The organism is Streptomyces sp. NPDC059787, from assembly GCF_042732315.1.
Taxonomy (GTDB): Bacteria; Actinomycetota; Actinomycetes; order Streptomycetales; family Streptomycetaceae; genus Streptomyces; species Streptomyces atrovirens.
Map to the genome: position 1 here is coordinate 1 of NZ_JBHWHX010000005.1, position 13,454 is coordinate 13,454.

The window sequence follows — 13,454 nt, forward strand, 5'->3', positions numbered from 1 at the left end:
GTTGATAGGCCGGATATGGAAGCACGGTAACGTGTGGAGTTGACCGGTACTAATAGGCCGAGGGCTTGTCCTCAGTTGCTCGCGTCCACTGTGTTAGTTCTGAGACAACGACCGTTGTCGGCTTTGAGCAGAACAGACAATAGAAGAGTGTGCTTGTTCGCTCGAAACCATTAGGGTTTCGGTGGTCATAGCGTAGGGGAAACGCCCGGTTACATTCCGAACCCGGAAGCTAAGCCTTACAGCGCCGATGGTACTGCAGGGGGGACCCTGTGGGAGAGTAGGACGCCGCCGAACAATCTTTGGAAGGACCCTTGGTCCCAGCGTTCAGCTGGGACCAAGGGTCCTTTTTTATTTATGCTTGCAGTACCGAAGACAGGAGTCACCAATGTCCACCAACTCTCCCGACGACCGACCGGAGCGCGACCAGCGGCGACGGGACAGTGGTGACCGCGCTGGCCGCTCCAGCCAGCGCGGGGATCGTGGCGGTTTCCGTCGCGACAACGACCGTGGTGGCCAGGGCCGTCGTGAAGGCGGAGACCGCGACCGCGGCGACTTCCGCCGCGACGACCGTCGAGGCGATGACCGCGGCCAGCGCGGTGGCTTCCGCCGTGACGACAACCGTGGTGGTGGGTACGGGCATCGGGACGACCGCGACCGCGATCGTGGGCCGCGTCGGGACGACCGTGGTGACCGTCCGTCCTTCCGTCGCGATGACCGTGGCGACCGTGGCGACCGCCCGTCCTTCCGTCGCGATGACCGTGGCGACCGCGGTGACCGTCCGTCCTTCCGTCGCGATGACCGGAGCGAGCGCGGTGACCGCCCCTCCTACCGTCGCGACGACCGGAGCGGCGACCGTCCCTCCTTCCGTCAGGACGACCGGAGCGGCGACCGCCCGTCCTTCCGTCGCGACGATCGCAGCGAGCGCGGTGACCGCCCCTCCTACCGTCGCGATGACCGGAGCGAGCGCGGCGAGCGCCCCTCCTTCCGCCGGGACGACCGGAGCGGCGACCGCGGTGACCGTGGTGGGTTCCGTCGTGACGACAGCCGTGGTGAGCGCGGTGAGCGTGGTGGTTTCGGCCGGCGTGAGGACAGCCGGGGTGGTGACCGTGGCGGCTTCCGTGGCCGGGACGACCGTGGTGGACGTGGGCCTCGGCGTGACGACCGCGGTGGGCGGCCCGGTGGGTTCCGTGGACGGGACGACCGGCACGGTGGCGGGCGTTTCCGTGAGGACCGCGACCGTGACCGTGACCGCGAGCCGATCAAGCGGCTGCCGATCCCCGAGGACGTCACCGGCGAGGAGATCGACAAGGACGTACGGCAGGAGCTGCAGAGCCTGCCCAAGACGCTCGCGGAGGACGTCGCCAAGAATCTGGTGATGGTCGCCCGGCTGATCGACGAGGACCCCGAGGGCGCGTACGGCTACTCCAGGGTGGCCCTGCGGCTGGCGTCGCGTGTCGCCGCCGTACGGGAGGCCGCCGGGTTCGCCGCGTACGCGAACCAGAAGTACGCCGAGGCGCTCGCCGAGTTCCGGGCCGCGCGGCGGATGACCGGGACCGTGGAGCTGTGGCCCCTCATGGCCGACTGCGAGCGTGGGCTCGGCCGGCCGGAGAAGGCCCTGGACATGGCCGGTGCGCCCGAGGTGCAGAAGCTGGACAAGGCCGGGCAGGTCGAGATGCGGCTCGTCGCGGCCGGCGCCCGGCGTGACATGGGGCAGCTGGACGCGGCGATCGTGACGCTGCAGAGCTCCGAGCTGGCGTCCAACTCGGTCCAGCCGTGGACCGCGCGGCTGCGCTACGCCTACGCCGACGCGCTGCACGCCGCCGGCCGGAGCGGCGAGGCACGGGAGTGGTTCGCCAAAGCCGTGGAGGCCGACCGGGACGGCAGCACTGACGCCTCCGACCGGCTGGCCGAGCTGGACGGCGTGGAGTTCACGGACGCCCTCGACGAGGACGAGGCCGCCGACACCGCGAACGAGGACGACAAGAACAAGGACTGACGTCCGAGGCGCGGTACGGGCATGAAGGGGCGGGTCTCTGCGGAGGCCCGCCCCTTCTTCGTCCTCTCCGTCACAGGTCGAGCGCGCGCAGGACCAGGCCCGACGCCGGCTTCGGGCCGAACGACGTCGACTTGCGCGGCATCGTGACGCCCTGGCGGGCGAGGTCGCGGACGACGTCCTCGCGCACCGGGTGCATCAGGACGGCCGTTCCGCCGTCGCGTTCCGCCTTCTCGACCGTGGCCGCCGTGTCGTGGATGTACGCGATGTGGGCGGGGGAGTCGGGGACGCGCCAGACGTGGTCGAGGAGCGTGGCGTGCAGGACCGTCGCGTCCAGGGTGCGCCAGGCCACCGGGCGGTCCGCCGGAACCGTGCGGGCCAGCAGCTCCGGGTCCGGGCGGTCGACGAGATGGAAGGCGCCGTCCCCGGCGAGGAGGAAGGCGTTGCCCGCCGAGGCCGCCCCGCCCAGCGCGTCCATCGCCTCGGCGAGCGGTACGTCGAGACGGCGGACGCGGAACCGGCCGTCGAGCGCGGCCACGGCGTCCGCGACCGGCAGGTCGTGCAGCAGCCGGTGGATGGCGCGCACACGCAGGGGATAGCGGGCCGTGTCGACCAGGAGCACCAGGCCGTGGTCCCAGGGACCGGGGGAGGGGTGCTCCGCGCGGAGGCGGCGGTAGGTCGCCCAGCGGTGGTGGCCGTCGGCGATGAGAGCCTGGTGACCGGCGAGTTCCCGCTGGACCGCGGTCAGGTCGGCGGGGTCGGTGAGGGACCACAGGCGGTGGTGGAAACCGTCCTCCGTGGTGGTCGCCAGCAGGGGCGACTGCTCGGCGGCGCGCTCGATCAGGGCGGCCGTGACGGTCGCCGAGCCGTCACCTCCCTCGCCCCGGTAGGTGAGCAGCAGCGGTTCGAGGTTGGCGGAGGTGGCCCGCATCAGGTCCGCACGGTCGGCGACGATGTGCGGCATGACGTCCTCGTGCGGCAGGACCAGCCGCTCGTCGGGGTCGGAGACGCGCAGCGCGCCGATGATGCCGCGCTGCACCAGTCCCTCGCCGTCGCGCTGCTCGTAGACGTACAGGCAGGGCACCGGGTCGGCGGTCAGGACCCCCTCCGCGCGCCAGCGGCGCAACGTGTCGGCGGCCTGGGCGTTGCGCGCCTCGGGCGTGCCGGCCTCGGGGAGGATCAGCCGGACGATGTTGTGCGGGTCGGCGGACTGGAGGTGGTGCAGGCCGTCGGGGCGGACGACGACGTCGTACGGCGGGGATGTCACGGCGGCCAGGCTGCCGACCCGGTCGGGGTCGTAACGAAGGCCTCGGAACGGGGTGAGTTCCAGGCCCCGGGGCGCCTTTGCCGTCGAGTGACCTGCAGTGTTCATCCCGGCATCGTACGGGTGCCGGGGGCATGGGGGATGATCGGGGGAAAAGCCGTCGAACGAGGAGCGATGCGGAATGAGCCGGAGCGTCAGGACGAGGCCCGAGGGCAGTGGGCAGGCCCTGAGCGAGGCGTACGACACGGCGCTGCTCGACCTCGACGGTGTGGTGTACGCGGGCGGGAACGCGATCGTCCACGCGGTCGAGTCGCTGGCCACGGCCCGCGAGGGCGGTATGCGTCTCGCCTACGTGACCAACAACGCCCTGCGCACCCCGGACGTCGTGGCCGCCCATCTGACCGAGCTGGGGATACCGGCGGAGGCCGGCGACGTCATCACCTCCGCGCAGGCGGTCGCGCGGCTGGTCGCCGAGCAGGTGCCGCAGGGCGCCCGGGTGCTGGTGATCGGCGGCGAGGGGCTGCGAGTGGCGCTGCGTGAGCGCGGGCTGGTGCCGGTGGAGTCGGCGGACGACGACCCGGTGGCGGTCGTCCAGGGGTACGGCGGGCCCGAGCTGCCGTGGGGACGGTTCGCGGAGGCGTCGTACGCCGTGGCGCGCGGGCTGCCGTGGTTCGCGTCCAACACCGACCTGACGATTCCCAGCGGCCGGGGCATCGCCCCGGGCAACGGCGCGGCGGTGGAGGTCGTACGGATCGCCACGGGCGCCGAGCCGCAGGTCGCGGGCAAGCCGTTGCCGCCGATGCACCGGGAGACGATCCTGCGGACGGGCGCGGAGCGGCCGTTGGTGGTGGGGGACCGGCTGGACACGGACATCGAGGGCGCGTTCAACGGCGAGGTGGACTCGCTGCTGGTGCTCACCGGGGTGACGGACGGCGCCCGGCTGCTCGCCGCGCCGCCGCAGCACCGGCCGACGTATGTCGACGCCGATCTGCGCGGGATGCTCACCGGACAGCCGGAGGTCGCCCCTGCGGGTGACGGGTTCCGGTGCGGTGGCTGGACAGCGACGGCCGGTGCCGGGGAGCTGGAGCTGGAGGGCGACGGGGGCGCGCCGGACGGGCTGCGCGCGCTGTGCGCGGCGGCGTGGACGGCGGCCGGGGACGGCGTGTGCGAGCTGGACGGCGGGAAGGCGCTGGCACGACTGGGGCTGTGAGAGCCCCCGTGTCACCTGGGAGTCCGGGCCTCGGGATCGTGATCGAATAGGAGGGTAGGCTAACCTAACCGCGTGTTGGTCGAGAGTCCCCCCGAACAGCGCGCGGAGACCGCCCCCGCGCCCCCGAACCGCCGGGCGATACGCGTCCTCGGGCTGCTCCTCTCCGTCGTGATCCTGGTGCTCGTCGCGTTGGCGAGCATCGCGATCGGGGCGAAGGAGTTGTCCCTGGAGCAGGTCTGGCACGGCCTGTTCGAGGACTCGGGCACCTACGGCGACGTCGTCGTGGCCGACAGGCTGTCACGAACCGTCCTCGGGATGCTCGTGGGCGCCGCGCTCGGCCTGGCGGGATCGGTTCTGCAGGCGCTCACCCGCAACCCGCTGGCCGATCCCGGACTGCTCGGCATCAACGCGGGCGCGTCCGCCGCCGTCGTCACCGCCATCACCTTCTTCGGCGTCACCTCACTGTCCGGATACGTGTGGTTCGCCTTCTTCGGGGCGGCGGCCGTCGGCGCGCTGGTGTGGTTCCTCGGCGGCAGCCGGGGCGCGACGCCGGTGCGGCTGGTGCTCGCCGGTACGGCCATCAGCGCGGCGCTGTACGGCTACCTCCAGGCCATCATGATCCTCGACGACGCGGCGCTCGGCAGGATGCGTTTCTGGACGGTGGGTTCGCTGGCCTCGGGGACCGACTCGACCGTCGTCCAGGTGCTGCCGTTCCTGTTCGCCGGTTCCGTCCTGGCGCTGGCGCTCGCCCGGCCGCTCAACGCCATGGCCATGGGCGACGACACCGCCAAGGCGCTCGGCGCCAACCTCAACCGCACCCGCGCGCTGTCCATGCTCGCCGCGACCGTGCTGTGCGGGGCCGCGACCGCCGCCTGCGGGCCCATCGTCTTCGTCGGCCTGATGGTGCCGCACATCGTGCGCTCCTTCACCGGACCCGACCTGCGCTGGATCCTCCCGTACGCCGCGGTCCTGTCGCCCGTGCTGCTGCTCGGCGCCGACGTCATCGGCCGGATCGTGGCCCGGCCCGCCGAACTCCAGGTCGGCATCGTCACCGCGATCCTCGGCGGCCCGGTCTTCATCTTTCTCGTACGACGGCGGAGGACGGCCCAGCTGTGAAGACCAACCGCGCGGTGCGGACTCCCGGCGGCCTCTCGGTCCGGCTGGACGTGCGCGCCCTCACCGTCGTCGTCCTGCTGCTGTTCGCGGCGCTCACCGCGAGCGTGGTGCTGATCGGCACCGGCGACTTCCCGATCCCCGCCGACGACGTGCTCAAGACGCTCGTCGGCGAGGGCAACGCCGGCCAGGAGTTCATCGTCACCGAACTGCGGCTGCCCCGGGTCCTGGTCGGGCTGCTCGTCGGTGCCTCCCTCGGGCTCGGCGGCGCGCTGTTCCAGTCCGTCTCCCGCAACCCGCTGGGCAGCCCGGACGTGCTCGGCCTCGGACAGGGGGCGACGGCCGGCGCCCTCACGGTGATCGTGCTGTTCTCCGGGACCGCCAACCAGGTCGCCCTCGGCGCGCTCGCCGGCGGACTGGTGACCGGGTTCGCCATCTACGCGCTCGCCTGGAAGCGGGGCGTGCACGGATACCGGCTGGTCCTGGTCGGCATCGGCGTCTCGGCGATCGTCACGGCGGTCAACGGCTATCTGCTCACCAAGTCCGACATCGTCGACGCGGCCCGCGCGGTGGTGTGGATGACCGGGTCCCTCGACGGCCGGGACTGGGACCAGGTCTGGCCGCTGCTCGCCCTGTGCGCCGTCCTCGTACCGCTGGTCCTGGCCAACTCGCGCGGCCTGCGGATGATGGAGATGGGCGACGACGTCTCGTACGCCCTCGGCGTGCGCGTGGAGCGCGTACGGCTGCTGCTGATGCTGTCGGCCGTCCTGCTCACCGCGTCCGCGACCGCCGCCGCCGGACCGGTCAGCTTCGTCGCGCTCACCGCGCCCCAGCTCGCCCGGCGGCTGACCCGCTCGCCCGGCCCCAACCTGGCCGCGTCGCTGTGCATGGGCGCAGCCCTCCTGGTCACCGCCGACTGGGTGTCGCAGCGGGCGTTCGGCGCCGAGCAGCTGCCCGTGGGCGTGGTCACCGGCGTGCTCGGCGGTGTCTATCTGCTGTGGCTGCTGGTCACCGAGCGCAAGGCGGGCCGGATATGAGCGCAGGCGTCACCAGCAGCGGGACGAACCACCGAAGGAGCACCGTGAACCGACTGTCCGCCGAGAACGTCACCCTGGCCTACGACCAGCGGGTCATCGCCGAACAGCTGTCGGTGGAGATACCGGACAACTCCTTCACCGTGATCGTCGGCCCCAACGCGTGCGGCAAGTCGACGCTGCTGCGGGCGCTGTCGAGGATGCTCAAGCCGAGCGAGGGGCGGGTCCTGCTCGACGGGCAGGTCATCCAGTCGATGCCGGCCAAGAAGGTCGCCCGCACCCTCGGCCTGCTGCCCCAGTCGTCCATCGCGCCCGACGGCATCACCGTCGGCGACCTGGTGGGCCGCGGCCGCTACCCGCACCAGGGCCTGCTGCGCCAGTGGTCCGCCGAGGACGAGCGCGTCGTCCAGGAGTCGATGGCCCGCACCGGCGTCGCCGAGCTGGCGGAGCGCTACGTCGACGAGCTCTCCGGCGGTCAGCGGCAGCGCGTGTGGATCGCCATGGCGCTGGCCCAGCAGACCCCGCTGCTGCTCCTCGACGAGCCGACGACCTTCTTGGACATCCAGCACCAGATCGACGTACTCGACCTCTGCGCGGACCTGCACGAGGAGCAGGGGCGGACCCTCGTCGCCGTCCTCCACGACCTCAACCACGCTGCCCGGTACGCCACCCACCTCATCGCCCTGCGCGAGGGCAAGGTCATCGCCCAGGGCGCCCCGAAGGACATCGTCACCGCCGATCTGGTCGAGGAGGTCTTCGGACTGCGCTGCCAGGTCATCGACGATCCCGAGACGGGCACCCCGCTGGTGGTGCCGGCGGCCCGCGCCGCGCGGGCGAAGGGCACGGCGCGGAAGGCGGTCGCTACAGAAGCCTCCTGAGGCGGAACAGGTCATGCAGACCCGCCTCGAGGCGCACCCGGCCCGACCCCCAGGCCCTGGCGAAGTGCAGTTCGCCGTCGACCAGGGCCAGCAGGTCGTCGCCCGTCATCGCGAGCCGTATCTGCGCCCTCGCGCGCGGCGGGCCGGGGAACGTCTCGTGCACCTCGATCCGGCCCCCGGTGAGCCGGCCGGCGAAGGTCACGTCCAGGTCGGTGATGTGGCAGCTGACCGAACGGTCCATCGCCACGGCCGCACGGACGTCCCCCTCGGCGCCCGCCATGTTGTCCGAAAGCTTGTCGAGTGCGGTACGGCACTCCTCGATCGTGGCCATCGCGGACGACGGTACCGCAGCCGTTCGCGGTAGCGTCGGGGCATGAACGACGCAGTGCCGGAGGCGGAGCCCGAGCAGGCGCCGCCCCAGGACGACGGCCCCGCCGCCCCCGCGCCCCTGGAGGTGCCGCGCACCCCCACCGGGCACCCCGAGGTCGACGCCCACGTGGCGCGGCTGGCCGACGCCGACCACCTCACCACGGACGGCCATGCCGAGGTGTACGAGGATGTACACCGGGGGCTGCGCGACGCGCTCACCGCGCTCGACGCCCGCCCGGGACCTCCGGCGCCCCCACGGCCTCACGAACACAGGAGCTGAACCGAACGTGGCAGGAGTCGCACGCCGCCGTCTCGACGCGGAGCTGGTCCGCCGTAAGCTCGCGCGCTCGCGTGAGCACGCCAGCCAGCTGATCGCCGCCGGGCGGGTCAGCGTCGGCAGGACGGTCGCGACCAAGCCCGCCACGCAGGTGGAGACCGCCGCCGCGATCGTCGTCGTCGAGGACGCGGGCGACCCGGACTACGTCTCGCGCGGCGGCCACAAGCTGGCCGGCGCCCTGGACGCCTTCGTGCCGCTGGGGCTGGTCGTCGAGGGGCGGCGGGCGCTCGACGCCGGCGCCTCCACCGGTGGCTTCACCGACGTCCTGCTGCGGGCCGGGGCCGCGCACGTGGTCGCCGTGGACGTCGGATACGGACAACTCGCCTGGACTCTGCGGAACGATGAACGCGTCACGGTCAAGGACCGTACGAACGTACGGGAGTTGACGCTCGAGGTCATCGATGGGGAGCCTGTGGATCTTGTCGTGGGGGATCTGTCCTTCATCCCGCTCGGACTGGTGCTGCCCGCCCTGAAGCGGTGCGTGAAGCCGGACGCCGACCTGGTGATGATGGTGAAGCCGCAGTTCGAGGTGGGCAAGGAACGGCTGGGCAGCGGCGGAGTCGTCCGCAGCCCGCAGCTGCGCGCCGAGGCCGTGCGCGGGGTGGCCGCGAAGGCCTGGGAGCTGGGGCTCGGAGCGAAGGGCGTGACGGCGAGTCCGCTGCCCGGACCCTCCGGGAATGTCGAATACTTCCTGTGGCTGCGGGCCGGGGCTCCGGAACTGGACCCGGCCGACGTTGACCGTGCTGTGGCGGAGGGGCCGCGTTGACACAGAACCGAGCTCGTACTGTTTTCCTGCTGGCCCACACCGGGCGGCCCGCGGCCATCCGCAGCGCCGAGCTCGTGGTCAAGGGCCTGTTGCGCTCCGGTCTCGGGGTGCGGGTCCTGGAGGACGAGGCCCGCGACCTGCCGCTCCCGGACGACGTGGAGACCGTCAAGGAGGCCACTCCGCAGTGCCTGGACGACTGCGAGCTGCTGATAGTGCTGGGCGGTGACGGCACCCTGCTGCGCGGCGCCGAGTTCGCCCGCGCCTCCGGGGTGCCCATGCTGGGCGTCAACCTCGGGCGGGTCGGGTTCCTCGCCGAGGCCGAGCGGGACGACCTGGACAAGGTCGTCGACCGGGTGGTGAGCCGGGCGTACGAGGTCGAGGAGCGGATGACCGTCGACGTCGTGGTGCACCGCAACGGCGACATCGTGCACACGGACTGGGCGCTGAACGAGGCGGCCGTGCAGAAGGTGTCCGCCGAGCGGATGCTGGAGGTCGTCCTGGAGATCGACGGACGGCCGGTCACCGGGTTCGGCTGCGACGGGATCGTGTGCGCGACCCCGACCGGGTCCACCGCGTACGCCTTCTCCGCCGGCGGGCCCGTGGTGTGGCCCGAGGTCGAGGCGCTGCTGATGGTGCCGATCTCGGCGCACGCGCTGTTCGCCAAGCCGTTGGTGACCTCGCCGGACTCGGTGCTGGCGGTGGAGATGCTGCCGCATGTCCCTCCGGGGGTGTTGTGGTGTGACGGACGGCGGACCGTCGAGCTGCCGGTCGGGGCGCGGGTGGAGGTGCGGCGGGGGGCCGTGCCGGTGCGGTTGGCTCGGTTGCACCATGCTTCGTTCACCGACCGGTTGGTCGCGAAATTTGCTCTGCCCGTGTCGGGGTGGCGTGGGGCGCCGCATTAGCCATCTCGGTGGGGTGGTTTTGGAACGTCGGCGAGTGCGGGTGGTATGTGGTTGCTCGCGCCCACGCGGCGGAGCCGCATATCGGCACAGCCCCGCGCCCCCAGGTACGTCCACCCCTGTGGGCGACAAGGGCGGGGCGGTCGCACTCCTCGGCCCGGACCTCGTAAGGTCGTGTGCGTGCTTGAGGAGATGCGGATACGGTCACTCGGGGTCATCGACGACGCTGTTGTCGAGCTGTCGCCCGGCTTCACCGCCGTCACCGGTGAGACGGGTGCGGGCAAGACCATGGTGGTCACCAGCCTGGGCCTGCTGCTGGGCGGACGGGCGGATGCGGCCCTGGTGCGGATCGGCGCGCGGAACGCGGTGGTCGAGGGACGGATCGCCGTGCCCGAGGGCGCCGCGGCCGTCGTACGGGCCGAGGAGGCCGGGGCCGAGCTGGACGACGGGACGCTGCTGGTCAGCCGGACCGTTTCCGCCGAGGGGCGGTCACGGGCGCACCTGGGCGGGCGGAGCGTGCCCGTGGGGCTGCTCGCCGAGCTCGCCGACGACCTGGTGGCCGTGCACGGGCAGACCGACCAGCAGGGGCTGCTGAAGCTGTCCCGGCAGCGGCAGGCGCTCGACCGGTACGCCGGGTACGCGGTCGCCGTGCCGCTCGGCAAGTACGGCGAGGCGTACAAGCGGCTGCGGGCCGTGGCCACGGAGCTGGAGCAGATCACCACGCGCGCGCGTGAGCGGGCCCAGGAGGCCGACCTGCTGCGCTTCGGGCTCGAGGAGATCGCCGCCGTGGAGCCCCGCGAGGGCGAGGACGTGGAGCTGGCGGAGGAGGCGGAGCGGCTCGGGCACGCCGAGGCGCTGGCGTCCGCCGCGGCGGTCGCGCACGCCGCGCTCGCGGGCAATCCGGAGGACCCCGAGGGCGTGGACGCCGGGACGCTCGTCGCGGGCGCCCAGCGGGCCCTGGAGGCCGTACGGGCGCACGATCCGGCGCTGGCCGCGCTGACCGACCGGATCGGGGAGGTCGGCATCCTGCTGCGGGACGTGGCCGGGGAGCTGGCGGGGTACGCCGACGACCTGGACTCCGATCCGCTGCGGCTGGCGGCGGTGGAGGAGCGGCGGGCCGCGCTCACCGCGCTGACCCGGAAGTACGGCGAGGACATCGCGTCGGTGCTGGCGTGGGCCGAGCAGGGCGCCGCGCGGCTGACCGAACTGGACGGCGACGACGAGCGGATCGGGGAGCTGACCGCCGAGCGTGACGCGCTCCGCGCGGAGCTGGGCGTCCTGGCGCAGGAGCTGACGGACGCGCGGACGGAGGCGGCACAGCGGTTCGCGTCGGCGGTCACCGCCGAGCTGGCCTCGCTCGCCATGCCGCACGCGCGCGTGTCGTTCGACATCCGGCAGACCGAGGACCCGGAGGGCGTCGAGGTGGACGGGCGCACGGTGGCCTACGGGCCGTCGGGCGTGGACGAGGTGGAGCTGCTGCTCGCCCCGCATCCCGGGGCGCCGCCCCGGCCCATCGCCAAGGGCGCGTCGGGTGGTGAGCTGTCGCGCGTGATGCTGGCCGTGGAGGTGGTGTTCGCGGGTACGGACCCCGTGCCGACGTACCTCTTCGACGAGGTCGACGCCGGTGTCGGCGGCAAGGCGGCGGTCGAGATCGGCCGGCGGCTGGCGAAGCTGGCGAAGACCGCGCAGGTCGTGGTCGTCACGCACCTGCCGCAGGTGGCCGCGTTCGCCGACCGGCAGCTGCTGGTGGAGAAGACCAACGACGGCTCGGTCACCCGGTCCGGAGTGAAGGTGCTCGAAGGCGAGGACCGCATCCGTGAACTCTCCCGCATGCTCGCCGGCCAGGAGGACTCCGAGACGGCCCGGGCCCACGCGGAGGAGCTGCTGGCGACGGCCCGGGCGGACGTGTAGCGAGGGAGGGCGAGGTTCCGTCACTCGTGTGGGTGACATGTCGTTCTGTGCGGACTCGGGCCCGTGACGTCGGCGTTGCCGGAACGGCCGTACGGCCTGGCATCCTTGACGGAGTACGGCGAGGACATCGCCCGATCCTTCTGTACGTTCTTCGGGACCGCACGAACCGAACCAGGAGCCCGGCCACGTGACCCCCGTGAGCAGCCACTCACCGCTGCGCACCGTGCAGGTGCTGGGCGGTGGCAACGCCGCCAGCAGCGCCCATGTGCGCTCGCTGGCCGCGGGGCTCGTCGCGAGGGGCGTGCGGGTCACGGTGTGCGCCCCCGTCGAGGCGGATCACACCTACGACTTCACCGGCGTCGGCGCCGACCACGTGCACGTGCCGCGCAGCAGCGACCCGGGGTCGGTGGCCGCGCTCCGCGCCGCCTGCACGGGCGCCGACCTGGTCCACGCGCACGGGCTGCACGCCTCCTTCCGCACCGTGCTCGCCCTGAGCGGACGGCGTACCCCGCTCATCGTCACCTGGCACGACCGGGCGCGCGCCGACGGTCCGCGCGCCCACTTCCTGCGCGTGCTGGAGCGGCGGGTCGTCAAGGCGGCCACGGTGGTGCTCGGGACGACCTCCGCCCTCGTCGACCGGGCGCGCCGCACGGGCGCGCGGGACGCACGGCTGGCCGCCGTGTCCCTCCCCGGGCCCCGCACCTCCCCGGTGCCGGACGACCCCGACCGGCTGCGGCCCAAGGTCCGGGCCGAACTCGGCGCCGTCGGCCGCCCGTTGCTCATCGCGGTCGGCTCCCTCGAACGGCACCGGGGCTACGACGTCCTGCTGGACGCCACACACGCGTGGCGGCGCCTCGACCCGGTACCGCTGGTGGTGCTCGCCGGGGAGGGGGCGCTGCGCGGCGAACTCCAGCGCAGAATCGAGGAGGAGGAGCTGCCGGTCCGGCTCATCGGCCGGCGTGACGACATCTCCGATCTGCTGGCCGCCGCCGACATCGCGCTGCTGCCGAGCCGTTGGGAGTCGCGCTCCCCGCTCGCCCAGGAGGCCCTCCACGCGCGCGTGCCGCTCGTCGCGACCGAGGTGGGCGGCATCCCCGAACTCGTCGGCGACGCCGCCGAACTCGTCCCGTACGGCAACGCGCGGGCGCTCGCGGACGCCGTGGTACGGCTGCTGGACGATCCCGACCGCCGGGAACTGCTCAAGGAGCGCGGGGTACGGCAGGCCGCCACCTGGCCGACCGAGGACGAGACGGTCGCCCAGGTACTGAGCGTGTACGACGAGCTGACGCAGCTCAGGCCGCTCTGAGGCGGCGGCTGCCGGCTCCAGGGGACGTGTCGTCGGGCGCGCGGGGCCAGGTTCAGGGCCAGTGCCGTGTGCGGGTCGTCGGGGTCGGTGGCCGGAAACTCGCCGATCAGGCCGCTCTGAGGCGGCGGTCCCTGGTCAGGGGACGTGTCGTCGGGCGCGCGGGGCCAGGTTCAGGGCCAGTGCCGTGTGCGGGTCGTCGGAGTCGGTGGCCGGAAACTCGCCGATCAGGCCGCTCTGAGGCGGCGGTCCCTGGTCAGGGGACGTGTCGTCGGGCGCGCAGGGCCAGGTTCAGGGCCAGTGCCGTGTGCGGGTCGTCGAGGTCGGTGGTCAGCAACTCGCCGATGCGGGCGAGCCTGTTGTAGAGCGTCTGCCGG

14 protein-coding genes and 2 rRNA genes are annotated in these 13,454 nt (G+C 72.8%); 12 read left to right on the forward strand and 4 right to left on the reverse strand.

Annotated elements, in window-relative coordinates:
* Positions 1 to 73: ribosomal RNA gene (locus tag ACFV5H_RS06175) — 23S ribosomal RNA — on the forward strand; the annotation flags it as partial.
* A 104-nt stretch (positions 74 to 177) separates the two neighbouring features.
* Positions 178 to 294, forward strand: a 5S ribosomal RNA gene (rrf, locus tag ACFV5H_RS06180).
* Between the two features lie 85 nt (positions 295 to 379).
* Here the strand turns inward: rrf and ACFV5H_RS06185 are convergent.
* A complete protein-coding gene (locus ACFV5H_RS06185) occupies positions 380 to 1,207 on the reverse strand; it encodes a hypothetical protein (protein WP_385193317.1) in 828 nt (275 codons plus the stop codon).
* Positions 1,208 to 1,267: 60 nt separating this feature from the next.
* On the opposite strand from ACFV5H_RS06185, the gene ACFV5H_RS06190 reads away from it, so the two are divergent.
* Positions 1,268 to 1,996, forward strand: coding sequence for a hypothetical protein (locus ACFV5H_RS06190; RefSeq protein ID WP_385047615.1), 729 nt, complete (start codon positions 1,268 to 1,270; stop codon positions 1,994 to 1,996).
* A gap of 70 nt (positions 1,997 to 2,066) precedes the next feature.
* Here the strand turns inward: ACFV5H_RS06190 and ACFV5H_RS06195 are convergent, their stop codons facing one another.
* Positions 2,067 to 3,365: a DUF1015 domain-containing protein gene (locus ACFV5H_RS06195; RefSeq protein WP_385193131.1), complete on the reverse strand. Its 1,299-nt coding sequence runs from the start codon at positions 3,363 to 3,365 to the stop codon at positions 2,067 to 2,069.
* 73 nt (positions 3,366 to 3,438) lie between these two features.
* Here ACFV5H_RS06195 and ACFV5H_RS06200 point away from each other — a divergent pair, with 73 nt between their 5' ends.
* From ACFV5H_RS06200 to ACFV5H_RS06215, 4 genes are all read left to right on the forward strand, one after another.
* Positions 3,439 to 4,467, forward strand: coding sequence for an HAD hydrolase-like protein (locus ACFV5H_RS06200; RefSeq protein WP_385047592.1), 1,029 nt, complete (start codon positions 3,439 to 3,441; stop codon positions 4,465 to 4,467).
* A gap of 72 nt (positions 4,468 to 4,539) precedes the next feature.
* On the forward strand, positions 4,540 to 5,583 hold the full coding sequence (locus tag ACFV5H_RS06205) for a FecCD family ABC transporter permease (RefSeq protein ID WP_385193133.1): 1,044 nt from the start codon (positions 4,540 to 4,542) through the stop codon (positions 5,581 to 5,583).
* A complete protein-coding gene (locus ACFV5H_RS06210) occupies positions 5,580 to 6,617 on the forward strand; it encodes a FecCD family ABC transporter permease (protein WP_385047587.1) in 1,038 nt (345 codons plus the stop codon). Before ACFV5H_RS06205 ends, ACFV5H_RS06210 begins: the two co-directional genes overlap by 4 nt.
* Complete coding sequence (locus ACFV5H_RS06215) at positions 6,614 to 7,492, forward strand: ABC transporter ATP-binding protein (protein ID WP_385047584.1); 879 nt, start codon at positions 6,614 to 6,616, stop codon at positions 7,490 to 7,492. Before ACFV5H_RS06210 ends, ACFV5H_RS06215 begins: the two co-directional genes overlap by 4 nt.
* Here the strand turns inward: ACFV5H_RS06215 and ACFV5H_RS06220 are convergent.
* Entirely contained in the window at positions 7,476 to 7,823 is a 348-nt protein-coding gene (locus ACFV5H_RS06220; RefSeq protein WP_385193136.1) for a sterol-binding protein, read from the reverse strand. The genes ACFV5H_RS06215 and ACFV5H_RS06220 overlap by 17 nt on opposite strands.
* A gap of 42 nt (positions 7,824 to 7,865) precedes the next feature.
* Here ACFV5H_RS06220 and ACFV5H_RS06225 point away from each other — a divergent pair, with 42 nt between their 5' ends.
* From ACFV5H_RS06225 to ACFV5H_RS06245, 5 genes are all read left to right on the forward strand, one after another.
* Positions 7,866 to 8,141 carry a hypothetical protein gene (locus tag ACFV5H_RS06225; RefSeq protein WP_385047579.1) on the forward strand — a complete coding sequence of 92 codons (276 nt, stop codon included), beginning with the start codon at positions 7,866 to 7,868 and terminating at the stop codon, positions 8,139 to 8,141.
* Between the two features lie 7 nt (positions 8,142 to 8,148).
* Positions 8,149 to 8,964 (forward strand): TlyA family RNA methyltransferase, encoded by an 816-nt coding sequence (locus ACFV5H_RS06230; protein ID WP_385047576.1) that lies wholly within the window; start codon positions 8,149 to 8,151, stop codon positions 8,962 to 8,964.
* Positions 8,961 to 9,866: an NAD kinase gene (locus ACFV5H_RS06235; protein WP_073933519.1), complete on the forward strand. Its 906-nt coding sequence runs from the start codon at positions 8,961 to 8,963 to the stop codon at positions 9,864 to 9,866. The genes ACFV5H_RS06230 and ACFV5H_RS06235 overlap by 4 nt, the downstream gene beginning before the upstream one ends.
* A 189-nt stretch (positions 9,867 to 10,055) precedes the next feature.
* Positions 10,056 to 11,774, forward strand: a complete 1,719-nt coding sequence (recN, locus tag ACFV5H_RS06240) for a DNA repair protein RecN (RefSeq protein WP_385047613.1) — start codon at positions 10,056 to 10,058, stop codon at positions 11,772 to 11,774.
* Positions 11,775 to 11,961: 187 nt separating this feature from the next.
* A complete protein-coding gene (locus ACFV5H_RS06245) occupies positions 11,962 to 13,080 on the forward strand; it encodes a glycosyltransferase family 4 protein (RefSeq protein WP_385047573.1) in 1,119 nt (372 codons plus the stop codon).
* Between the two features lie 253 nt (positions 13,081 to 13,333).
* Here ACFV5H_RS06245 and ACFV5H_RS06250 read toward each other — a convergent pair.
* Positions 13,334 to 13,454, reverse strand: a 121-nt coding sequence (locus ACFV5H_RS06250) for a helix-turn-helix domain-containing protein (RefSeq protein WP_385193287.1), incomplete at its 5' end; no start/stop codon positions are given.